The following is a 22,254-nucleotide window of genomic DNA, read 5'->3' as shown; positions in this document are numbered from 1 at the left end:
TCGCCGGGGTCTCGACTCAGTCCTTGAAGAACTCGTCGTCCTCGAACGGTTCGTCCTCGCCTTCGACCGCAATCACGTCGAGCGCGGTGACGACCGCGCCCGTGTCGAGGATGCCGGCGAGGCTCGGATTCGTTCGGCCCTCGTCGCCGGAGATGAGTTCCTTGATGTAGAGACCGCCCTCGCCGTGGATTTCGACGGTCGCGTGGCGCGCGTCTTCGAGCTCGCCGGTGGCGTCGTAGACGTGGCGGGTGCGGGTGATGCTCGCGCGGCGGTGGTCGACGCGGTGCGGCGTGTACTGCTCGATGGTCGCGCCGGTGAGTTCGTCCAGCGCGGCCCCCAGTTCCTCGTCGGTCACGTCGTCGTCGAACTCGACGGCGGCGCGGTACTCCTTGCTCGCGTCGAGTTTCTTCACGCGCTCGACCATGTCGTAGGTGGCGAGCCGAAGCCCCTCGACTTCGATTTCGCCGTCGGCCATCGCGTTGATGTCGCCTTCGAGCTGTTCTACGTCGATACTGCGGCGACGCGGCTCCATGATTTCGACCACGAACGGCCGGCCGGTGCCGAGCATGAGCGCGTCCACGTCTTCGCGGCCCGCGCCGTGGAACTTCGCGTCGACGCCGTCCATCACGTCCGTCACGACGGGGGCGACGAAGCCCTCGACGCTGTCCTCGTAGAGGTAGCCGGAGCCGCCGCAGTAGTCGCACGGCTCTTTGCCCTTGTAGCCCGAGCCGTCGCACTCGCGGCAGGGCCACTCGGTCTGCGGGATGTCGCGGGCGAGCTTCCGGTAGCGCCCGTAGACGAACGCGGAGTTGAGTTGCGCCTCGACGGTGTCGGCCTCGATGTCGAGGAGGAACTGCACGTCGGGCCGGGTGAAGTCGACCTCGGTGCCGGTGAGTCGCCCCACGCGCTTTCCGACCTCGCGGTTGAACTCGGATTTGAACAGTTCGCCGGCGTCCTCGGGCAGGCCCGCGCCCTCGCGGAGGAGCAGTTCGTTCTCCTCGACGAGCGGCGGCGCGCGGGTGCCGACCTGATACGTCTCGACCTCGACGTCCTCGATGGCCTCTGCACAGCGTTCCGCCCAGTCGTCGAACTCGGCGCAGGCCCCCTCGCAGACCCAGCAGTCCTCGGTGTCGACGGCCTCGTACGGTTCGTCGTCGTCGAGGGCGGCGGCGACCCGGAGCGACTTGCCCCGCTCGGCGTTCGTCAGCCCGAAACTGCGCTCGGCGAAGGCCCGGCCCAGACAGGCGTCGCAGACCGGCCCGCTCTCGGCGAGCGCTCGCGCGTCCTCAAGGATGCTCATGGTCGGTCTCTATCGGGGCGCGCGTAACTAGCTTACTTTGTTCGCCGGGTCGCCGGCTCACCGCCTCGCCGCCGCAGTCGTCGCGTCGCCGCCGCGGCGACTCGTCGTCGCCGACGGTCTCGTCGACGTTCCGTCGAACTGAGACGTTTGTCAACACGACCCGAGTGGAGTGCTATCTCGGCTCCGAGAAATTTGATGTACGGCGGCGTGGTAGCCGCTTCAACACCTGGGTTTACGGTCGATATCTCGTGTCTATCAATACGCAAACGAACCGGACGCTCGCACTGTTTTCGACCATCGCGGTCCTCTGGGGGACCTCCTTCATGGCTATCGAGGTCGGCCTCGACGCCCTCCCGCCCGTGCTGTTCGCCGCCCTCCGGTACGACGTCGCCGGCGCCATGCTGTTCGTCTACGGCCTGCTCGCGGCGGAGGACTGGCGGCCCCGCGGCCGCGACGAGTGGGTCGTCGTCTCCGTCGGCGGCGCGCTCCTCATCGGCGCGCACTTCTCGCTTCTGTTCTCCGGCCAGCGGTACGTGACGAGCGGCGTCTCGGCCATCGTCATCAGCCTCGCGCCCGTCCTCACGCCGCTTTTCGCGTGGCCGATGCTCCCCGACGAGCGCCTCGACGCGTTCGGCTTCCTCGGCGTCCTGCTGGGGTTGGCCGGAACGGTACTCATCGCCCTCGCCTCGGGGTCGGTCGGCGGCCAACTGCTCGGCGTCGTCCTGCTGTTTCTCGCCGCCGCGGCGTGGGCGTTCGGCTCGGTGCTCGTCAAGCGTCTCCCCGGCAACCCGCCGGTCGTCCCGATGCAGGCGTGGATGATGCTCCTCGGCGCGGGCATGCTCCACGTCACGAGCCCCGTCCTCGGCGACTCCGGCCTCGAAAGCGTGGCGTGGTCGCCGCAGGTCGTCGCCGCGCTCCTGTTTTTGGCCGTGCTGTGTAGCGCCGTCGGCTTCATCGCCTACTTCGTCCTGCTCGACCGCATCGGCGCGGTCGAAATCAGCCTCGTCAACTACGTCACGCCGGTCGTCGCCGCCATCTCCGGCTGGGCGTTCCTCGGCGAGCGCGTCGGCCCCGTCACCGTCGCCGGCTTCGCGCTCATCCTCCTCGGCTTCGCGTTCATGAAGCGCGACGCGCTCGGCCCGCTGGGTCGCCGCCTCGGCGTCCGCGTCGGTCTCGTCGCGCCCGAGCCGGCGGTCGACCCGGACGCCCTCCCGGCCGACGACTGAGCCTGCTCCGCCGCCGACTCCGCGGGGGTGCGCGGTCCCACATCCGCGTCGCTCCGAGTGCGACAGCGCGAATACGAACCGCCTCCAGTCGAAAAAAGTCCCGGCGCGTCCGCCGCCGGCGTCCGCGTCGGCGTCGGCCGTCGTGGTTAGTTGCTGGTCTCGTTGCCGGACGACGTGGTCGTCTCGTTGGTCGTTGTCTCGGTAACCGTCGCGGTCGCGGTTTCGTTGGACGTCGTGGTCGTCTCGTTCGCAGTCGTCGTCGTCGTCTCGGTGACCGTCTCGTTCGTCGTCGTTGTGGTCGTCTCGGTTGCCGTCGCGGTCTCCTCGGCGGCGACTTCGTGGGTCGCGAGGACCTCCTCGGTTCCCGCGCGACCGACCCAGACGACCTCGACCGTCGAGTCGCTCTCGGCGGACTCGATTTCGAGGAAGTTACCGACCGAGACGGGGAAGTCTTCGGTCTCTTCGCTGTCGTCGACCCACGTCGTGGCGCGCTCGTCGTCGACGGTGACGTAGACCTCGCTCGTCGACTCGTCGGTGATTTTCTCGCCGCCCATGTGGACGACGCGGAGGACGCCGCCGTTCGTGCGGAAGGCGAGCTCGGGGTCGGGAACCTCGGCCGGGTCGGCCTCGGTCGTCGTTTCCCCGGCGGTGCCGTTACCCGTCTCGTTACCCGAGGTCGGCTGTGACTCGGAGCCACCGCCCATACAACCGGCGGTGGTGAGGAGGGCTCCCGTCGCGGCGACGCTCTTCAGGAAGGTACGTCGTTCCATACGCCACGATTTGCAAGCTACTATATATGTCTTGTAGTTTACAGTTTGGGGCTAGATAACGACGCACACGACGGGTTCTCATAGTTTGTATATCGAGTAATTACAATAATCCGACCTGTCCGAGCACCCAGAGAGCGACGAGCACTGTGGCCGCGCCGAGCGCGACGAGGAGCAGGGCGATAGCGGCGACCGCGGCCAAGAGGAAGCGCCGGTCGGCCGCCGCGGCCGCGGGGGAGGCGTCGTCGTACCGGGCCTCCAACAGTCGGACGTTCCGGGCGTTGGCCTTCCACGCCGCGTCGAACACGTCGCCGACGACCGGAAGCGACCCGACGGTCGCGTCGAGGACGACGTTGCCGAGCATCCGCGCGAGCGTCGTCCGCGGCACGCCGAGCATCGCGGCCTCGACGAGGATGTACGCCGAGAGCGCCGAGGCCGTCGCGTCGCCGATTCCCGGCACGAGTCCCAGTATCGGGTCGAGGCCGACGCGGTAGTTCGTCCCCGGAACCTCGAACGCCTCGTCGAGGTAGAAGCTCACTGCGCGGAGCCGCGCGAGGGTCTCCTCGTCGCCGACGCCCGCCGACTCGAAGTCGACGACGGCGTCGGGTTCTAACGGTTCGTCGCCGTCGCCGTCGCTCGTCGCCGCGGGCGTCGCCGAGGAGTTCGTCGAATCGTCCACACCCGGCGAGTCGCGCGGGCGGAACTTGAGGATAGCGTCGAGTGAGAAAAACGAGCGCGACGCGTCGCCCCCACGGTTCGGGCGAGCGCGTCGCAGAGCTACGAAACCGGACGCCGTCGTCTGACCAAGCCGGACGCGGGGCCGACGGCGGACCCCCTGTGGTCGGCGGCCGAGTTTAGAGTCCCACCTCCATCGCGCGCTCGACGACGCCCGCGCCGTAGCGGTCTTCCAGTTCTTCGTGTTGGTCCGGGCGGTTTTCGTACACGTCTTGGAACAGACTGATGGGCGTCATCACGGCCTGATAGGTCGCCTCGTCCCACATGCGGTCCTTGGCGATGTCGATTTCGGTGCCGCCGATGCGGAGCGTCGCCGACTGCGTCATGGCGATCGCGCCGCGGCCGGCCTCCTTGGCCGCCTCGAACTCCTCCATGGAGTCGACGATGTCGTCCATGCTCGGGACGTACGAGGTCAGGCCCAGCAGTTCCTCGCGGAGTTCGTCATCGGTGAGTTCCCGCGCGTCGCCGCCGACGCGGAGTTCGTAGCCGCCGTCGGTGGGTTCGAGCGAGAGGCGGTCGCCGTCGTACGCCTCGACGCCGTCCTCGGACGCGAGTTCGACCTCCTCGCCGCCCGCGTCGAGGAGCCAACTGCCGGTCTTCGGCGGGAGCGGCGAGGTGTTGGCCTCGACGACCTGCCCGGGGGTGAGCGACCAGATGCCGAGCATCCCCTTCGCCTGGTTCTCGGTCATGCGCTCGCGGTAGCCCTCCACGTCGCGGATGTCGTCGTAGGGGCCGTCCACGGCGATACAGCCTGCGGCGCTGGCCCCCCGCGAGGTGTTGTGTCGAAGCTCCGGCCACGCCGGGAGTTCGCCGGTGGGCGTCATAGCCCGCATGTCCTTCGTGTAGTCGACCTCGCCGTCGACGAGGAGGAACAGGCGTTCGAGGTTGTTCGTCGGCTTGCCCATCTCGTCGCGGAGGTCGCCCATGGCGAGTTCGGCCTCGCCGCTCTCGATGATGACCGACATGGCGAGGCTCCCCTCGTCGAGGCCGTGTTCGTTCTCGACGATGGTGAAGCACTCGTCGGCCTTCTTCCAGTCGTCGATGCCGCCGACCTCGGGGATGACGAAGCCGTCGATGTGCTCGACCGCGCCCCGCTCGGGGTCGGTGATGTCGAGCATGTGCTGGAAGCCCTGATACCGGGTCTCGGGGCTGTCGCGGTGCCAGACCATCCGCGGGTGAATCTCGCCGGGGAAGTCGGCTCCGCGTTCGGCGACGACCTCGACGATGTTCTCGGCCCCCTCGTCGCGCATCGACGGCGCGGTGGCGTCCTCGTTGTCGGGGACCCACACGTCGGGCGCTTGCATCCCGCGGAGACCGGCCGCCCGTCGGAGCATCTTCGCGGAGTCGTCTTCGCCCTCGACGGCCGTCGGCGAGGTGAAGAACGTCCGCACGAACTCGCGGTCGTGTCTTCGCTCAGTCATCGTCGTTGCTCGTGATGGGGTCGGCCTGCTCCTCGCTGAACCCTTCGGACTCCTCGATGCGCCGGCGCGCCTCGGGGTCGAACTGCGTCTCGATGTCCTGATACCGCGAGACGAACGACAGCTCGTGGTGGCTCTCGGTCGGGTGGTCGAGGTAGCGCTGTTCGAGGTCGAACTGGCCCTCTTCGTCCTGTTCGGCGAGCTTCTTGAAGTCCTCGTAGACGGAGTGCGCGCCCGAGTGGAGGCCGAACAGCGTGATGAAGATGTACTTGTAGCCGAGGTCGCCCAGCTCCTGGAACGTCAGCGGGTCCTCCTCTTCGGACCACGCGAACGACGACGAGTAGTTGAACGCGAGCTTCAGGTCCGGGTGGGTCTCGTGAATCTCTTCGGCGTAGGCGACGGCGTCCTCGCGCGAGGGGTTCGGCATCTCGGGCCAGACGATGTCGACGCCGGCGTCGGCGTAGATGCGGCCCCGCTCGACGTGCTCGTCCCAGTCGCCGTTCGAGGAGCCGTAGGCGTCGGTGCGGGCGATGACGACCGTGTCCTCCGACTGCTTGGCGTCGACGGCCGCCTCGAAGCGAGCCTTGGCCTTCTCGCGGGAGACGATTTGCTTGCCGGCGATGTGACCACAGCGCTTGGGCGTCGTCTGGTCTTCGATGTGGACGGCGGCGACGCCGGCCTTCTCGTACTCGCGGACGGCGCGGCGGACGTTGTGGATGCCGCCGTAGCCCGTGTCGCAGTCGGCGATGACCGGGAGGTTCGTCGCCTCGACCATGCGCTTTGCGTTCTCGACCATTTCGGTCATCGTGACCATCTCCAGGTCCGGGAAGCCGAACTGCCCGAGGACCGTCGAGTAGCCGGACATGTAGGCGGCGTCGTGGCCCGTCATCTCGGCGAGGCGGGCGTCGAGGGCGTGGTACATGCCGGGGGCGAACACGAAGTCCTGCGTGTTCAGCATCTCCCGCAGTTCGCGGGCCTTCTGGTTGTCAACATCCTGTGCGAAGACGTCGCTGTCGAGTTCGGTCGGGTTCATTGGGTGTCGGTGGACTGCATCGTTCGCTCGATGCGGTTCAGTTGGGCGCGGAGCGCGGCCAGTTCGCGCCGGATAGTGGTCATCTCGTCGTCCTCGCCCGGTTGTCGGATGAAGGGGACGAGCGGCGCGTCCATGTTCTCCTCGTTGTTGGGGTAGCGCCGCGCGGCGCGAGGGCGAGTCGTCGTCGAGCGAGGGGTGGTCGGCGTGCGGGTCGTCGTGTCGGTTCGGGTCGTGTTGTCGCGGTCTGTCATCGGTTACGTCGGTGGGGTCGGCGGTCGGTAGCGGTCGGTTCGTGTCGCGGTCGTCGAGCGGTCGGATGCGTGGTGTGCTTCGGATACTACCATCGGATGTCTCCTCACCCGGTTCGACTGCCGAGGAGTACTAATAGTTAATGATTGATAATGATAATATTAGTTAATGACTTAGTTCTGTACGAACGGATATTAGGCCCTAATTTGACACGTGGTAACACATCTAACTGCTTGAGCGGGGTTCGAGCGTCGTCGGTTTCCCCGGCGACCGGGCGTGCCACGCCGTGACGGGGCGTTCCGCGGACACTACGCTTAATCGCGTCCACGCCCGACGACGCACCAACGAATGGCATCCGCGATTGAGATACGCGACCTGACGAAGTCCTACGGCGACGTCCGCGCCCTCGACGGCGTCGACCTCGACGTTCCGGAGGGGTCGTTCTTCGGGCTGTTGGGGCCGAACGGGGCGGGCAAGACGACGTTCATCAACATCCTCGTCGGCCTCGTCCGCAAGACCGGCGGCGAGGCGAGCGTCTTCGGCTACGACGTGGAAGACGACTACCGCGAGGCCCGCGACCGAATCGGCCTCGCGCCACAGGAGTTCAACGTGGACCGCTTTTTCCCCATCCGAGAAGTGCTCGAACACAAGGCGGGCTACCACGGGATTCCGCACGACGAGGCCGCAGAGCGCGCCGACGAGGTGCTCAAGCGCGTCGGCATCTACGACAAGCGCGACACCCGCTTCGACTGGCTCTCCGGCGGGATGAAACGCCGCTTCATGCTCGCGCGGGCGCTCATCACCGACCCCGACCTGCTCATCCTCGACGAGCCGACCGCCGGGGTCGACGTGCAACTGCGCCACGAACTCTGGGAGACCATCGTCGACCTCAACGACAGCGGGACGACCATCCTCCTTACGACCCACTACATCGAGGAGGCCGAACGCCTCTGCGACGAGGTCGCCATCCTCGACTCCGGCTCCGTCATCGAGGTCGCCAGCCCCGAGGAACTGATGGACCGCGGCACCGACGACATCGTCGTCCAACTCCGCGACCCGCCGACGGCGGTGCCCGACTTCGCGGCCGACGACGACCGCGTCGATGCCGTCGAACTCGACGGCACTCGCCTCGTCGTGACGGCCCAGCAGGGCGGTCTCGTCGCCCCCGACGTGGTGCAGGCGCTCGACCGGCAGGGCCACGAAATCGTCGACCTCGAAATCTCCCGCACGTCGCTCGAAGAGGTGTTCGTCGAGATGACGAGACAGGGCGAGGGCCGCGCCACCGCGGAGGTCGAGCAATGAGCCTCACGAGCCTCGACGTGACCGGCTTTTACGCCCTGCTCCGCCGCGAAGTCCTCCGGTTCGTCCGCCGCCCGCGCAACACGTTCGTCCCGCCGTTTATCACGAACGTGCTGTACTTCTCCGTGTTCGGCGTCATCCTCGGCGAGCGCATCAACGAAATCGCGGGCGTCCCGTACATCCTGTTTATCCTCCCCGGCCTCATCGTCCTCGGAGCCGTCTCCAACGCCTTCGAGAACGCCTCGTTTTCCATCTTCCACGGCCGCTGGAACCGCTACATCGAGGAGGCGCTCACCTCGCCGCTTTCGTACTCCTCGATGGTCGGCGCGTACGTCCTCTCCAGTGCGACCCGCGGGGTGCTCGTCGGCGCGCTCGTCGCCCTCATCGGCGCGTTCTTCACGTCCGTCGGCGTCGCCCAACCGTTCTACCTCGTCGCCTTTATGCTCGTCATCACCCTGCTTTTCGCGGGCCTCGGCGTGGTCGGCGGCCTCTGGGCGGACGACTTCGACGACCTGACGATGATGAACCAGTTCATCCTCCGCCCGCTGGTGTTCTTCGGCGGCGTCTTCTACTCGCTCAACGAGATTCCCGAGACCTTCCAGCAGGCGTCGCTCCTCAACCCGATGGTGTACATGGTCAACGGCGTCCGCTACGGCTTCCTCGGCGTCACCGAGGTGGACCCGAACCTGTCTCTCGGCGTGCTGACGGCGCTCACGCTCGGCGTCGTCGGCCTCAACGTCGTGCTGTTCCGTCGCGGCTACGGGCTGACCGACTGAACCGGTCACGACTCCCGTTTTTCGGTGTCTCGGCGTCGCGGCTTCACTCACGACCCCGACGCGTGCCGACAGTCGTGTCCGAAAGACTGTCTTTTCCAATGACAACTATTTTGACACCGGCTCTAGAACTCTCGTCCGCAGTATGGTATCAAAACCCTCCTCCGCGGCGTCGACGCGGACCGTCTCGGTCCTCGCCCTCGTCGCGGCCGTCCTGGTTGGAGCATTCCTCGCCCCCGTCGTCTACGACGCGGCCGCGCCCACCCCAGACAGGGTCGCGGTCATCTCGGTCGACGGGACCATCACCTCCTACACAGCTGACCAGCTGGAAGAGGACCTCCACGAAGCGCGAGAGAACGAATCGGTAAAGGCGGTCGTCCTGCAGGTCGACAGCCCCGGCGGCTCCGCGGCCGCCTCCGAGCGGATGTACATGGCGGTCAATCGGACCGCCCAAGAGATGCCCGTCGTTTCGAGCGTCCAAGGCGCGGGCGCGTCGGGCGCGTACTACACGATGCTCCCCTCCGAGAGCATCTACGTGACGCCCTCCTCGATAATCGGGAGCGTCGGCGTCCGCGGGTCGGCCCCCATCGGCGGCTCGTCCAACGAGATTCGCACCGGGCCGGACAAGGCCTCGATGACCGTCGACCAACGCGAAGCCCAGATTGAGACGCTGAAACACGCCTTCGTCGGTAGCGTCATGGAGCACCGCGGCGACGAGCTCTCGCTGTCGCGCGAGGAAGTCGCCTACGCGAAGGTCTACACCGGCGCTCGCGCCACGCAGAACGGCTACGCCGACGATATCGGCACGCTCCAGACGGCCATCGACCGCGCCGCCTCCGAGGCCGGCCTCGAAAACTACGAGGTCGTCGAGAAGGAGCCGCCGACCCGCTCGGGAATCATCCTTCTCAGCTCGCAGAACGGCAACTCGACGGTCGTCGTCGACGAGAGTCCCATGGGCTACGACGGCGTTCGCGCCCCGCAGTTCCTGATGGTGTACGGACAGGTGCAGTACGAAGACGAGGTGATCGGCAATGTCTCAGCGTAACCTACTCCGCGGGGCGGCCGTCTTCGCGGTCGCGCTCGCCCTCATCTTGGTCGGGGCCGCGGTGGCACCCTACGCCGTCCAACTCGGCGGCAACGACTCGGCAGACACCCAAAACGCCGCGAAACAGGCGTTCGACGCGGACGAACTCGTCGCCACGCCCGGCCCCGAATCGGGCGAGGTGGCGATGGACTCGAACGCCGCGCCGAAGACCGTCCTCATCGACGTGGCCCACCAAAACGACGTGAGCGAGTCCGACGTGCAACCGCTCGTCGACGCCCTCGTCGCCAACGGCCATCAGGTGAAGTACCTCACCCGCGAGGACGCCCAGCGGGACTTCAACGCCTCGCTCCGGCGGGCCGACGCCTTCGTCGTCGTCAACCCCGAACGGCCGTACACCAGCGACCAGCTCGACGGCCTCCGGTCGTTCGAAGACGCCGGCGGTCGCGTCGCCCTCCTCGGCGACCCGCAGTCCGCGGGCACGACGAGCATCCTCGGTCTCATCACCGTCTCGGTGTCGTCCGGGACCACCGGCGGCGACGCCGGCCTGACCTCCGACTACGGGGTCTCGTTCGGCTCCTCGTCGCTGTACAACATGCACGACTACTACCTCAACTACGAGAACGTCTACGCCGCGCCCGAGGGCGACACCGCCCTGACCGAGGGCGTCGACGAGGTCGTGTTCCGCGACGCCGCGCCGCTTTCGATTTCGGACGACAGCGTCTCGCCGGCGCTCGTCTCCGGCGGCGAGACCCGCGTCGAGTCGGTTCGCAAGACCGGCCCGTACACGGTCGCCGCCCAGAGCGAGACGGTCGTCGCCATCGGCGACGCCGACTTCCTCGCGCCCGAGTCGGCCTACGAGGCCGACAACGAGGTGCTCGTGGGCAACCTCGCGGACTTCCTCGTCTCCGGTGACAAGGAGTCCGGCGCGCCCGAACCGGCCACGCCCGAAGCCGGCGCCCCGGCCGGTCCGGCACCGGGTTCGACAACGGGCTCGGCACCCACCCGAGGAACCACGCCCACGCCGGCGTAACTGCGTCGCCCCGACGCGACCGAAGCCGGCCGCCGGCGTTCCCGTCTCGAACTCGACTTTTTTGTCACTCGCCTCCGAGCGACCGCTGAGCCGCCGTCAGGCGTCGTCGCCGCCGTCGGCGACCCTGTCGGCGATGCGGTCGGCGTCGGCGTCGTCGGCCGCGCGGCTTCGCTCGACCAGCCGCGCGAGGATGTCCGCCGAGACGCCGGACACGTCGCCTGCCTGAATACCCCACAGCGTCGCGTAGAGGCCGCCGAGTTCGACCAGTTCGTCGTGGGTGCCCGATTCGACGACTTCGCCCTCGTCGAGGACGACGATGGCGTCGGCGCGGCGAACCGTCGAGAGCCGGTGGGCGATGACGAGCGTCGTCCGACCCGCCGAGAGCCGGTCGAGCGCGCGCTGGATGAGCAGTTCGGTCTCGGTGTCGACGGCGCTGGTCGCCTCGTCGAGGACGAGAATCTGCGGGTCTTGGAGCATCGCGCGGGCGATTGAGAGCCGCTGGCGCTGGCCGCCCGAGAGCTTCACGCCGCGCTCGCCGATGCGGGTGTCGTAGCCGTCGGGGAGCCGCGAGACGAACTCGTGGGCCTCGGCGGCCCTCGCGGCCGCGACCATCTCCGCCTCGGTCGCGTCGAACGCCCCGTACAGGAGGTTCTCCCTGACCGTGCCGTCGAAGAGGTACACGTCCTGACTCACGTAGCCGATGGCCTCGCGGAGGTCCCGGATTCGAACGTCGCGCACGTCGCGGCCGTCCACGCGGACCGCGCCGCCCGCGGGTTCGTAGAGCCGGAGGAGGAGCTTTGCGACGGTGGATTTCCCCGCGCCCGTGGGGCCGACGAGCGCGACGGTGTCGCCCGGTTCGGCCGCGAACGAGACCTCGCGGAGCACCTCGCGGCCGGTCGCGTAGGCGAACGACACGCGGTCGAACTCCACGCGACCGGCGACCGCGTCGAGGGCGGCGGCGGCGGGCGCGTCGCGGACGACGGCCTCGCGGTCGGCCAGCCCGAAGATGCGCTCGCCCGAGGCGCGGGCGTTCTCGTAGGAGTTGACGATGCGGCCCGCGCCGGACAGCGGGTCGATGAACCGCTGGGTCATGAACAGGAACGTGACGAACTCGCCGACGAGCAGGTCGCCGGTGAAGGGCCCGGGCGGGCCGAAGATGAGCCAGACGCCGCCGATGGCGAACGTGGCGGCGAACGCGACGCCAGCGAGGAGTTCCATCGACGGCTGGTAGAGGTAGTCGAGCCTGACGACCGCGAGGGCGCGCCGGTAGTAGTCCATGGAGGCGTCGGCGACGCGGTCGGTCTCGTAGTCCTCGGTCGCCGAGGCCTTGATGACCTCCATCCCCGAGACGTTGTTCTCGATGCGGGTGTTGAGCGCGCCGACGCTCTCGCGGAGCGCGCGGTACAGCGGCCGAATCGTCCGCATGAACCAGACGGTGAAGACCGCGAGTAGGGGGACGGCCACGAGCGTGACGACCGCGAGCTGGGCGTTCAGGTAGAACAGCACGCCCGCGATGCCGACGACGGCGACGACCAACTGGAGGCCGCCCGAGAGCGTGCTGTCGAGGAACGTCCGCAGGTTTCGCACGTCGCTGTTGAGAATCGACAGCACCTGTCCGGTCTGTTTGTCGTCGAAGAAGGCCATGTCGAGGCGCTGGAGCGCGTCGTAGGTGTCGACCCGGACGGCGTGCTGGACGCGGTTCGAGTAGACGGCGAGGCCGAGACCCTGCACCCACGAGAGCGCGACGCCGCCGACGAACGCCCCGATGACGAGCCAGAAACTCAGCCAGAACTGCCCGGAGACGGTCGTCGGTAACCACGTCGACGGGACCAACGGGAGGGCGTACGCCGTGTTTCTGAAGAACACCGCGTCGATGGCGACCCCGAGGACGAGCGCCGGCACGACCGCGATGAGTCGCCCCAAGACGCTCGCCAGTAGCCCGACGACGAACCACGCGAGGTTCTCGCGTCCGTACTCGGCGAACAGGCGGACCATCGGGTCGCGCCCGGCTTGGTGGCTCACTTACCTGAGGTAAGCGTCCAGCGGCTATGACGTGCGCGGTCGGGGTGATTCGCGTCGTCGCCGTCGGCCCGGCGCTCTCTTCTCGCGCCGTCGGCCCCCGCGTCCCCGCGCGAGTGAACAGCGATAAGACCCTCACGCGCCGAGTCGGATTCATGCGCCAATTCATCGTCATCGGCCACGACGCGCCGACGACGCCCGACTTCTCGCTCGACGACATCGCGGGCGGGGCCGGCCGCCTCGACGTGCTCTGCCGCTGTGTCAACTCCGCGTTCTTCCTCTCACACGACATCCGCGAGGACGTTCGGGTCCACCTCGTCCTCGGCGACGAGTACACCGTCCGCTTCGAGGGCTCGGAACTCCGCCGACTCAACCCCGACGAGCGCTCCACCGCCGCCCTGATTCGCAAGGCGCTCGAAAAGCGCGAGGAGGCCATCGGCCACATGCCCGCCGAGTCGTCACCGGGGGTCTCAATCCGCCGGATGGGCTTCGAGACGACGCTGGAGGAGGCCGCCCGCGACGCGACCGTGGTCGAACTCCACGAGGACGGCGACCCCGTGGTTCAGGTCGAACCGCCCGAGAACCCGCTTTTCGTCCTCTCGGACCACCACGACTTCACCGACGAGGAGGCCGAGTTGCTGGCGGCCGCCGCCGACGAGCGGGTCCGCCTCGGCCCCGAGATTCTCCACGCCGACCACTCGATTACGGTCGCACACAACTACCTCGACACCGCGGGCTATTCGCGGTACTGAGTCGGGGTCGGCGGTGTGTCACGCCGTCTGACGGTGGCCCACAATCACAACTGTTAAACGCGACGGTGGCTTGCCTCAAAATGCGGGCCGGTGGGGTAGCTTGGTATCCTTCGGCCTTCGGGTGGCCGTAACCTCAGTTCGAATCTGAGCCGGCCCATATTCTCCCCACCTTTCACGACCCACGAGCGACAGCCAGTGGCCTGAAAGGTGTGGGAGATTTCACCCGGCGAAGATTCGAATCAGGGAACGAACGAAGTGAGTGACCGTGGTTCGAATCTGAGCCGTACTCGCGAACGAAGTGAGCGGGTGCTTGCGACGAGCGAAGCGAGTCACAGTGGCCCATTTCTACCCCTTTCAACGCCAACGAGCACCGCGTAGCGTGTGTGAGTCCACCCGAAACAGTTGTCTGGACGACTGAAGATTCGAACGCCCGAGCGACAGCGAGGGACGTTCGAATCTGAGCCGGCACCTGTACCGAAACCACCTGAGTTTAGGACGGTATCTGTGAACGAGCGTCACTGCCGAGTCGCTGGTGAGACAGTCGCACAGCTGAGTCAACGAAACACTGTTTCACTCGCGACGCCCCCACTCGCGCCCAAGAACCGAAGCAATTATCTATTTTAGGCGGGCCTAAAAAACTATGGAGCACGACGAGACGCCACGGACGGAACTGACGCGGCGCGACTACGTGAAGTACGGCGGCGCGGCCGTCGGCGGCGGATTGCTCGCCGGCTGTACCGGGGGAAGCGGTGCAGAGACGACGGACGCCGAGACCGAGTCCGCGACCGAGACGGCCACGGAAACGGAGACGGAGACGCCCGCGGACAGTTCGTACTCGGTGACGATGTCGCCGGTCGGCACCGTCGAGTTCGACGAACCGCCCCGGAGCATCTTCACGCGGCTTTCCCACCACGCGGGGATGGCGTTCGCGCTCGGCCGCGGCGACGACGTGAACGCGGTCAACGGGCCGGCGTACTACGACGCGACGTGGAAGCAGTTCACGGCGCGGCTCCCCGGCGTCGAGGTCGACTGGGCGGACCTGTACCCCTCGTGGGAGACGAGCAAGGAGAAGCTGTACGAACTCGACAGCGACGTGCATCTGGCCGACCCGGCGTGGGTCGTCCAACTCGAACAGTGGGGCATGGCCGACATCGAGGAGGTCGCCGACAACATCTCGCCGTGGTTCGGGAACTCGCTGAGCGGCCGTCACGCGTCGCCGACCGACGAGTGGACCGGCGACTACGAGTACTACACGCTGTGGGAGCAGTTCGAGAAGGTCGCGCAGGTGCTCAGAGAGGAGGAACGCTACGAGGCGCTCGCGGCCGTCCGCAACGACCTGCTCGCCACCATCGAGGAAGGGCTTCCGCCGGAAGACGAGCGCCCGAGCGTCGTGTTGCTCACCGCGTCCGACATCGAAGGCCAGATTTGGGCGTACACGGTCGGCAACCCCGGCTTTATGACCTCGCACATCCGGCCGCTCGAACCGCACGACGCGTTCGAGGGCTCTATCGAGTCCGGGTCGACCGTCGACTTCGAGGCGCTGTTGGAGGCCGACCCCGACGTGGTCCTCTTCCTGAGCGGGATGCAACCGAACGTCAGCATGAACGACCTCCGGGCGACGCTCGAAGCCGACCCCGTCGCCGCGGAGATTTCGGCGGTCCGGAACGGCCGCGTCTACCCGCAGGGCGCGCGCTATCAGGGGCCGATTCTCAACCTCTTCCAACTCGAGATGAGCGCCAAGCAGTTCTATCCCGAGACGTTCGGCGAATGGCCGACCTCGGACGGCGGCCCGTACCCCGAAATCCCCGTGGACGAACAGCTGTTCGACCGCCAGCACGTCGCCGACATCATCAACGGCGACTTCTGAGCGGCGGTCGCCCACGCCGCACCGACGGCCCCGCCAACCGGCCCCGCATTCTCCGTCGCCGCCCGACACAAGAGATTTGTGCCGTCCTCGACTCCACCAGCTAGACAGATGACGGACCGACCCGCGGTCGACCGCCGGGCGTTCCTCGCCGCGCTCGGGAGCGCCGGCGTCGGGTCGCTCGCCGGGTGTTCTGCCCTCGGCGGCGACTCGGCCGAAACCACCAGCACCGCCGCCCCGACCGAGCGCGTCGACGACGACGTCGCCCGCGACCTCGCGGCGCGGTTCGCGCCGACGCTCTACTTCGAGGCCGACGAGACGTGGTTCCCGACGGACCCTCGGTCGTACGCGAGCGACCGAGACGGCGAGACGGTCGTCGACGGCTTCGACGCGCTCGACGGCTATCACGCGACCCAGCGGGAGACCGGCGAGCGAGCACCGGAGCCGACGGTGTTCTACAACGTGGTCGGCTACGAGGGGTCGTCACTGACGGCGGTGCAGTACTGGTTCTACTCGGTGTTCGACCAGTTCACGACGAACTTCCATTGGCACGATTGGGAGGTCCTGCACGTCTTCGTCGACACGGCGGACGACGAGCCGGTCCCGCAGTTGTACGTCGCGAGTTCCCACTCGCGGTCGGTGCCGAACAACGAATTTCTCGACCCGGACCCCGCGCGCCCGCCGCGGGTGCTTTCGGAACTCGGGTCGCACTCCAGCGCGCTGTCGCTCAACGACCGGGCCGACCGGTTCCAGCGGCTCCCGACGGGCGGGACGTTCGCGGACATCACGAACCGGGCGTTCGACCGCATCGAGGACGCCGCGGAGATTCCAATCGCTTACGGGCTCCCGCGAGACGAGGGCGCGCGCCTGCCCTACGTCGTTCCGGAACTCGACGGCGCGCCGGTGTACGAAGACGAGCGGCTCCCGTCGGTCACGCGCGACGCCCTCGTCGGCGAGGCGCTCACGGTGCGGTCGTTCGACGCGCTGTCGTCGCCGCCGACGGACCTCCCGGCGCGGTCGACGGGGCTGGTGTTCGCCCCCGAGACGGCCGGCGACAGCGACGCCGACGCTGACGCCAATGCCGACGCCGACGCTGACGCCGATGCCGACGCCGACGCTGACGCCGATGCCGACGCCGACGCTGACGCCGACATCGAGTACGCGCTCGTCCCCGCGGGCGAAGTCGAGCACATCGCCGCGTTCACCGGGCCGCAACTGAGCTTCGAGTTCGCGGTCCCGGGCTTCGTCGAGGACGCGATTGCGAGCCACCTCACGACGACGAGCGCGCCGTGGAGTCAGTCGCGCTACGCCGACCCTGCGGCCGACATCACCGACCCGACCCACCGGAGCGCCCTCGCCGAGCGATACGACGTCGTCGACGAGCCCTCGACGCTCAACACGCTTTTCGTCCGGGTGACGGAGGCCGTCACCGACGCGGACGCGCCGGACGGCGAGGGCGTGACGACCCGCGAGTCGGGCGTCGAATCCGTCCTCCTCTTGGAGAGCGACCCCGAGGCCGCGCCGACGTTCGGCGGTCTCGGCGTCCTCCGAGGCGTACCCGCGGGCGAGCACCGACTCACGGTCAACGGCGCGGGGGCGGCTCCCCACAGCGAGACGGTTCGCGTCGGTGACGCGGGGTCCGGGCCGGCGTCCGCGACGGAGACTGAATCGTCATCCGGCGACGGCGACGGAGAAACGGTCACAACCGCGGGGGTGGACGGCGAAATCCCGCTCGTCGCGCGGGAGTCGGCGACGAAAGTCGAGGTCGACGCCGACGGGACCGACCGCGACCTGGCGGCGCTCGCGCTCGAAGACGATTTCGGCGGCCGACTGTACGACGCGCCGCTGTCCGGGCCGGACGCCGTCTACGTCCACCGCGGCGGCGCGTACACCGTCGAGGTCCGCGACAGCGACGACGAACTCGGCGCGTTCCGGGTGAACCCCGACCCCGTGAACGGAGAGTCGGATTCGGACGGCGACGCCGCGCCCGACCCGATTCCGAGCGTCCGCATCGACGAGCCGCGGACCGGGAAGGCGTCGCTTTCGACGTTCCTCGCAGACATCTCCGCGGAGACGGCCGCGGCGGTCGCGGCGGTCGACGACGACAGTGACGGCGCTGACGATTCGGACGACTCGGCGGAGACGGACACTCCGAACGACTCGACGGGAACTGCGGCGAACGGCGGACGAGAGAACGCGGTTCGCGGGCTGGCGCAGGCGCTCGACTCGGTCGCGGAGGCCGCACGCAGAGCCGCCGAACGCGCCGAGGCGGGCGACCGCGGACGGGCGGACGAGAGCCTCGACACCGTCGCCGCGCGACTCGAACGCGTGGCCGAGCGGCTGGCCGCGGCTCGCGGGGAGCTTCCGGGGTCGCTCTCGCGGGCGACCGACCGGCGACTCGAACAGGCGCGGCGGCGCTCCGAGCAGGCCCGCGCGGCCGACACGCTCTGAGTCAGTAGTTCGCGCGGCCGATACGCTCTGAGTGGTGAGTGGATAGGTCGCGTAGCCGACCGGCCGCGAACGCGTCGCTCGCCGGTCGAATATACGCAAAATGTGAGTTATCGTTCTGCCGCGAAACGCGGCGTACTAAATTAGTTTAAAGGCGCGTGAGGTTCGTCGCGCGGGGGCCCTTGGGGGCCTGCTCGATGTCGAACTCAACATCCGTGCCTTCTTCGAGGTCCGGGCCGCCGATGTCTTCCATGTGGAAGAACACGTCGTCGTCAGCATCGTCCGTCGAAATGAAACCGTAGCCGCCAGTGTCGTTGAAGAAATCAACGTTTCCTTTCGCCATTGCTTTTGAACACACACGCCCTTTACGGATAAGACTTGTGAGGGTCGTGCTGTCATGGGGGTCATTTTATTGACTCTTTTTCTGAATCGTCGGTGTTTGTAGACGAATGTTCTGGTATGTCGGTTCTCCTCCGCACTCGCCCCGAGGTTCGTCGCCGATTCCGCGATATCCTGTGGTATCGGCAGTTCTGCGCTCGGACGCGTCTGCCCCCAGCCGACGAGGCTTTACGCGTGGCCGGTCGGTCTCCGACACCGTGGATGCTAACGACGTTCGTCGGAAGTGGGCAGACCGGTCGGGAGAGTTCTCCCCGGAGTACTACGCGTACTACGGGCCGAACGAGACGAGCGAGTCGATTCGGCGCGTCTTCGAGGAGCGTCTCGACCCCTCGGCGTCGATTCTCGAACTCGGCTGTGGCCCCGGTCGGCACCTCTCGCACCTCCGCGAACACGGCTTCGAGAACCTCCACGGCGTCGACATCAACCCCGACTGCTTCGAGGTGATGGCCGACGCCTACCCCGACCTCGCCGACTGCGGGACGTTCTACGCCGACGCAATCGAGGCGGTCGCCGAGGAGTTCTCTCCGGGGCAGTTCGACGCCGTCTACTCCGTCGAGACGCTCCAGCACGTCCACCCCGACGACGCGTGGGCGTTCGAGGCGGTCGCTCGAAGTGCGAGCGACTACGTCGTCACCGTCGAAAACGAGGGCGACCGGTCCGTCCCGCCCGAGGACCGCGGCGTCAACGACGAGGAGTACGACTTCCCGTTGTACTACCGCGACTGGGCGGCCGTGTTCACGCAGTTCGGCTTCGAACAGGTCGCCCGCGAGTACGGCGACCGCGACACGCTCCGGGTGTTCCGCCGGACCGAGTGAGGCCGCGAGCGCGGCCGCTCCGCGCTCACCTCAGAAGCCGCCGTAGCGGAGATACACCATATCGGCGATGAGGACGAGTTGGAACAGCCCCTGCACGCCGCCGAGTATGGCGTTCTGTTTTCCGATGGCGGAGATGACGCCGGGGTCCGGGTCGTCGGAGGTCATCTCGAAGTACATCCGTATCTCGCCGGGCATCAGGAAGCCGAAGCCCTGCACCGAGAGGACGGTGACGACCGCCAGCGCGACGATGATGGCCGGGGTCGTCATCTGAAAGTCGCCGATGGTGGTCGCGACCCACGCGAGCGACCCGACGGTGGCGACGGCGAAGACGACCTGCCAGCGCCGGTCGCGCCACGCGTTCAGCCGACGCCCGAGCAGGAGGAGCGTCGGAATCAGGTTCGCGGCGGTGAACAGCGCGAGCCACGGTTCGGCGTGGGGAAACACCCCGAGTCGCTGGGCGAGCGTGATGCCGCCCGCGATGGTGACGAGCGCCATCGACGGGAGGAAAAACGCGGTCTTCGGCGTGAGGCGCTCGAACACCGCGGCGCTCTGTTCGTCGGTCAGCCCGCCGATGACCGGCCCGAGAATCGCCCCCATGAACAGGTCGGTGCCCGTCCACAGCAGGCCCGCCATGACGTGGACGAACGTGTGTTGCTGGAGCGACCCGACCGTCACCGCGTACGCGAGTGCGACCACCGAGACGGCGACGATGCCACCCGCAAAGGCCGGGTTCGCCCGTCGTGCCATGCCCCCGATTGTCCCACCAATCGTTGCCCTGTGTTGGCTCATCACGTTCGAGACGTGTACTGTCGGTGATAAAACCGGCGACGGACGCACTTATCCCCCTCTAACTCCCACCCTCCGACCATGACTGACGCCCTCTCGTTCGATATCACGAGCGTCGACGACGTCGCGGCCAACCGCGACGAGGTCGTCGCCGCGGTCGAGGCCCACGCGGGGACCATCGCGCGCGAGCTCGCCATCCTCCAGGGCGGCGACTACGGCCAAGAGACGTTCAAGACGCGCCGCGGGACGTGGACGCTCAAGTACGAGGCGGGCGCGCTCCAGTACCTCCGGTTCAAGGGGAAGTCGGGCGGCGAGACGTACGTCGTCTCGACCAAACAGCCCCCGGAGCCGAAGGCGCTCGGAACGGCGATGCAGGACTACCCGGCGTTCGTGGAGGCGTACAACGACCACGTCGAGTCGCTCGACGGCGTCCTCGACGACGTGCCGACGGAGTTCCCCGCGGTGACGACGACCGAGGAAATCGTCGCCCAGCGGGACCAACTCGTCTCGACCATCCGCGAGGTGGCCGACACCATGGCGGGCGAACTCAACCGCTTCGACGGCGAGTACGGCACCTTCACCCAGCGGGTCGGCGGCACCCGCTGGGAGCTGAAGTGGGACGGCCCGCGGGCGTCGTACCTGCGCGTCGGCGGCGAGGGCGGCATCTACCTGCTGTCGCAGTACGAACCGCCCGCCGCGCCCGACGTGCGCGAACTCGCCGGCGACTTCGTCGCGTTCGTCGAGGCGTACAACGAGTACGTCGACGACCTCGAAGCCGACCTCGCGACCGTCTCGTTCGACGACGCTGGGTAGCGGGGTATCGCGACGCTTTTGGAAACACCGCCGCCACGTGAAGCCATGAGCGACGACGACCTCGCGTGGGAGACCACCGACACGCGAATCGACTACTCGTGTCCCGGCTTCGACATCCGCATGGACGACGTTCGGCTCCCCGACGGCACCGAGACGGACTTCCACTACGTCGACGAGCCGGCGGCGGTCGTCGTCCTCCCCTTCACGCCCGACGGCAACGTGGTCGTCATCGACGAGTGGCGACAGGCCGTCGGCCGGACGAACCGCGGCCTCCCCGCCGGCGGCACCGAACCTGACGACGACGACTACGCGGCGGCCGCCCGGCGCGAACTCGCCGAGGAGACCGGCCACGAGGCCGAATCGGTCGAGCCGCTCGTGACCGTCGAACCGTCCAACGGCATCGCCAACTCGGTCCACCACTACTTCCTCGCGCGCGGGTGCGAGCCGAGCGCCGACCAGAACCTCGACTTCAACGAGAGCATCCGCCCGACGACGGTCGACTACGACGACCTCACGCGGGCCGTCCTCGCGGGCGAGGTCCGCGACGCGCGGACGGTCCTCGGCGTGCTCTACTACGAACTCGCCGGCGAGTAGTCGGCCCGTGCGCGTCCGGTCGCGTTGTGCCCGGTCGCTCGCGTCGCGTTCGCCCCTCGAACCCCGTTCCGAGGCGAGAAGGATTTTGACGCCGGCGCTCCAACTGGTCGCCTGTGGCTACTACGACGCGCCTCCCTGACCTCGCTCGGTCCTTCCTCGCGGCGATCGCCCTCGGCGGCGGCGGTCTCGTCGTCGGAACGATACTCGTCGTCATCACGCAGTTCGCGGCGGTGAGCGCGGGCGTCGAACTGACGCCGCTCGCGCTCATCGTCATCTCGCTCGTCCTCTTGCAGGGCATCGCCTTCGGCGGCGTCGCCCTCGTCTACAGCCGGTACCGCGGCCTCGACCGCTCGTACTTCGGCGTCTCCGTCCCGTCGCTCCGCGACGTCGTCGCGGTCGTCCTCGGCTACGTGACCGCGCTCGCCGCGGCGTTCGTCGGCGCGTTCCTCGTCTCGACGTTCGGCGTCCAAGCGGGGTCGAACCAGGTGACCGAAATCGCCGCGCAGGACCCCGAGGTGCTGTTGCTCCTCGTCCCGGCGTCGTTCCTCCTCATCGGCCCCGGCGAGGAACTGCTGTTCCGCGGGGTCGTCCAGAACCGCATCCGCGAGTCGTTCGGCCCGGTGCCGGGTATCGCCCTCGCCAGCGCCATCTTCGCCGCGATTCACTACGTCGCGCTGACCGGCGGCGCGGGCGGCCGACTCGTCACCATCGGCATCCTGTTCCTCCCGAGCGTCGTCTTCGGCACGGCGTACGAACTGACCGACAACATCGCCGTCCCGGCGCTCATCCACGGCGCGTACAACGCGACGCTGTTCTCGCTGGCGTACCTCGTGTTCAAGCTCACCGAGATGAACCCCGGCGGGGTTCCGACCGGCCTGCTGTTCTGAGC

Annotated in this window: 21 protein-coding genes and 1 tRNA gene; 13 read left to right on the top strand and 9 right to left on the bottom strand. The window is 67.9% G+C overall.

Features of this window, described 5'->3' with window-relative positions:
• Window positions 1-16 precede the first annotated feature (16 nt).
• Window positions 17-1,300 carry a tRNA pseudouridine(54/55) synthase Pus10 gene (locus tag IEV64_RS17060; RefSeq protein WP_007276086.1) on the bottom strand — a complete coding sequence of 428 codons (1,284 nt, stop codon included), beginning with the start codon at window positions 1,298-1,300 and terminating at the stop codon, window positions 17-19.
• A 248-nt stretch (window positions 1,301-1,548) separates the two neighbouring features.
• Here IEV64_RS17060 and IEV64_RS17055 point away from each other — a divergent pair, with 248 nt between their 5' ends.
• A complete protein-coding gene (locus IEV64_RS17055; protein ID WP_188424644.1) occupies window positions 1,549-2,526 on the top strand; it encodes a DMT family transporter in 978 nt (325 codons plus the stop codon).
• Window positions 2,527-2,672: 146 nt separating this feature from the next.
• On the opposite strand, the gene IEV64_RS17050 is transcribed toward IEV64_RS17055, so the two are convergent.
• The 5 genes from IEV64_RS17050 to IEV64_RS17030 form a co-directional block, all read right to left on the bottom strand.
• On the bottom strand, window positions 2,673-3,296 hold the full coding sequence (locus IEV64_RS17050) for a twin-arginine translocation signal domain-containing protein (protein WP_188424643.1): 624 nt from the start codon (window positions 3,294-3,296) through the stop codon (window positions 2,673-2,675).
• Between the two features lie 100 nt (window positions 3,297-3,396).
• Entirely contained in the window at window positions 3,397-3,972 is a 576-nt protein-coding gene (locus tag IEV64_RS17045) for a DUF4112 domain-containing protein (protein ID WP_188424642.1), read from the bottom strand.
• 175 nt (window positions 3,973-4,147) lie between these two features.
• A complete protein-coding gene (aceB, locus tag IEV64_RS17040; RefSeq protein WP_188424641.1) occupies window positions 4,148-5,449 on the bottom strand; it encodes a malate synthase AceB in 1,302 nt (433 codons plus the stop codon).
• Entirely contained in the window at window positions 5,442-6,479 is a 1,038-nt protein-coding gene (gene aceA, locus IEV64_RS17035; RefSeq protein WP_007276080.1) for an isocitrate lyase, read from the bottom strand. The genes aceB and aceA overlap by 8 nt, the downstream gene beginning before the upstream one ends.
• Complete coding sequence (locus tag IEV64_RS17030) at window positions 6,476-6,730, bottom strand: hypothetical protein (protein ID WP_007276079.1); 255 nt, start codon at window positions 6,728-6,730, stop codon at window positions 6,476-6,478. Before IEV64_RS17030 ends, aceA begins: the two co-directional genes overlap by 4 nt.
• Window positions 6,731-7,076: 346 nt before the next feature.
• On the opposite strand from IEV64_RS17030, the gene IEV64_RS17025 reads away from it, so the two are divergent.
• From IEV64_RS17025 to IEV64_RS17010, 4 genes are all read left to right on the top strand, one after another.
• Entirely contained in the window at window positions 7,077-8,030 is a 954-nt protein-coding gene (locus IEV64_RS17025) for an ABC transporter ATP-binding protein (protein ID WP_007276078.1), read from the top strand.
• Entirely contained in the window at window positions 8,027-8,803 is a 777-nt protein-coding gene (locus IEV64_RS17020; RefSeq protein ID WP_188424640.1) for an ABC transporter permease, read from the top strand. Before IEV64_RS17025 ends, IEV64_RS17020 begins: the two co-directional genes overlap by 4 nt.
• A 142-nt stretch (window positions 8,804-8,945) precedes the next feature.
• Complete coding sequence (locus IEV64_RS17015) at window positions 8,946-9,845, top strand: S49 family peptidase (RefSeq protein WP_007276076.1); 900 nt, start codon at window positions 8,946-8,948, stop codon at window positions 9,843-9,845.
• Complete coding sequence (locus IEV64_RS17010; RefSeq protein WP_007276075.1) at window positions 9,832-10,875, top strand: DUF4350 domain-containing protein; 1,044 nt, start codon at window positions 9,832-9,834, stop codon at window positions 10,873-10,875. Before IEV64_RS17015 ends, IEV64_RS17010 begins: the two co-directional genes overlap by 14 nt.
• A gap of 96 nt (window positions 10,876-10,971) precedes the next feature.
• Here IEV64_RS17010 and IEV64_RS17005 read toward each other — a convergent pair whose 3' ends face one another.
• Window positions 10,972-12,870 (bottom strand): ABC transporter ATP-binding protein, encoded by a 1,899-nt coding sequence (locus IEV64_RS17005; protein ID WP_188424785.1) that lies wholly within the window; start codon window positions 12,868-12,870, stop codon window positions 10,972-10,974.
• A gap of 179 nt (window positions 12,871-13,049) precedes the next feature.
• Here IEV64_RS17005 and trmY point away from each other — a divergent pair, with 179 nt between their 5' ends.
• From trmY to IEV64_RS16985, 4 genes are all read left to right on the top strand, one after another.
• Complete coding sequence (gene trmY, locus IEV64_RS17000; RefSeq protein WP_007276073.1) at window positions 13,050-13,646, top strand: tRNA (pseudouridine(54)-N(1))-methyltransferase TrmY; 597 nt, start codon at window positions 13,050-13,052, stop codon at window positions 13,644-13,646.
• An 84-nt stretch (window positions 13,647-13,730) separates the two neighbouring features.
• Window positions 13,731-13,803 (top strand) — tRNA-Pro (locus tag IEV64_RS16995).
• A 483-nt stretch (window positions 13,804-14,286) separates the two neighbouring features.
• The gene (locus IEV64_RS16990) at window positions 14,287-15,513 is read left to right on the top strand and encodes an ABC transporter substrate-binding protein (RefSeq protein WP_188424639.1); all 1,227 of its coding nucleotides are present in this window, start codon (window positions 14,287-14,289) and stop codon (window positions 15,511-15,513) included.
• Between the two features lie 108 nt (window positions 15,514-15,621).
• The gene (locus tag IEV64_RS16985; protein ID WP_188424637.1) at window positions 15,622-17,961 is read left to right on the top strand and encodes a hypothetical protein; all 2,340 of its coding nucleotides are present in this window, start codon (window positions 15,622-15,624) and stop codon (window positions 17,959-17,961) included.
• Between the two features lie 145 nt (window positions 17,962-18,106).
• On the opposite strand, the gene IEV64_RS16980 is transcribed toward IEV64_RS16985, so the two are convergent.
• Window positions 18,107-18,301 carry a cold-shock protein gene (locus IEV64_RS16980; protein WP_004041873.1) on the bottom strand — a complete coding sequence of 65 codons (195 nt, stop codon included), beginning with the start codon at window positions 18,299-18,301 and terminating at the stop codon, window positions 18,107-18,109.
• A gap of 253 nt (window positions 18,302-18,554) precedes the next feature.
• Between IEV64_RS16980 and IEV64_RS16975 the strand changes: the two genes are divergently transcribed.
• A complete protein-coding gene (locus tag IEV64_RS16975) occupies window positions 18,555-19,172 on the top strand; it encodes a class I SAM-dependent methyltransferase (RefSeq protein WP_007276070.1) in 618 nt (205 codons plus the stop codon).
• 30 nt (window positions 19,173-19,202) lie between these two features.
• Here IEV64_RS16975 and IEV64_RS16970 read toward each other — a convergent pair whose 3' ends face one another.
• Window positions 19,203-19,919, bottom strand: coding sequence for a hypothetical protein (locus tag IEV64_RS16970; RefSeq protein ID WP_188424635.1), 717 nt, complete (start codon window positions 19,917-19,919; stop codon window positions 19,203-19,205).
• 120 nt (window positions 19,920-20,039) lie between these two features.
• Here IEV64_RS16970 and IEV64_RS16965 point away from each other — a divergent pair, with 120 nt between their 5' ends.
• The 3 genes from IEV64_RS16965 to IEV64_RS16955 all read left to right on the top strand — a co-directional run bounded on the left by IEV64_RS16965 (window position 20,040) and on the right by IEV64_RS16955 (window position 22,252).
• On the top strand, window positions 20,040-20,771 hold the full coding sequence (locus IEV64_RS16965; RefSeq protein WP_188424633.1) for a profilin-fold protein: 732 nt from the start codon (window positions 20,040-20,042) through the stop codon (window positions 20,769-20,771).
• Between the two features lie 45 nt (window positions 20,772-20,816).
• A complete protein-coding gene (locus IEV64_RS16960; RefSeq protein WP_188424631.1) occupies window positions 20,817-21,365 on the top strand; it encodes an NUDIX hydrolase in 549 nt (182 codons plus the stop codon).
• A 113-nt stretch (window positions 21,366-21,478) separates the two neighbouring features.
• Window positions 21,479-22,252 carry a CPBP family intramembrane glutamic endopeptidase gene (locus IEV64_RS16955; protein ID WP_007276066.1) on the top strand — a complete coding sequence of 258 codons (774 nt, stop codon included), beginning with the start codon at window positions 21,479-21,481 and terminating at the stop codon, window positions 22,250-22,252.
• The last annotated feature ends 2 nt before the right edge of the window (window positions 22,253-22,254 follow it).

Source organism: Haloferax sulfurifontis, assembly GCF_014635105.1.
Taxonomy (GTDB): Archaea; Halobacteriota; Halobacteria; order Halobacteriales; family Haloferacaceae; genus Haloferax; species Haloferax denitrificans.
Note: the sequence above shows the minus strand (reverse complement) of the source record. Positions and strands in the feature narration are given on the sequence as shown.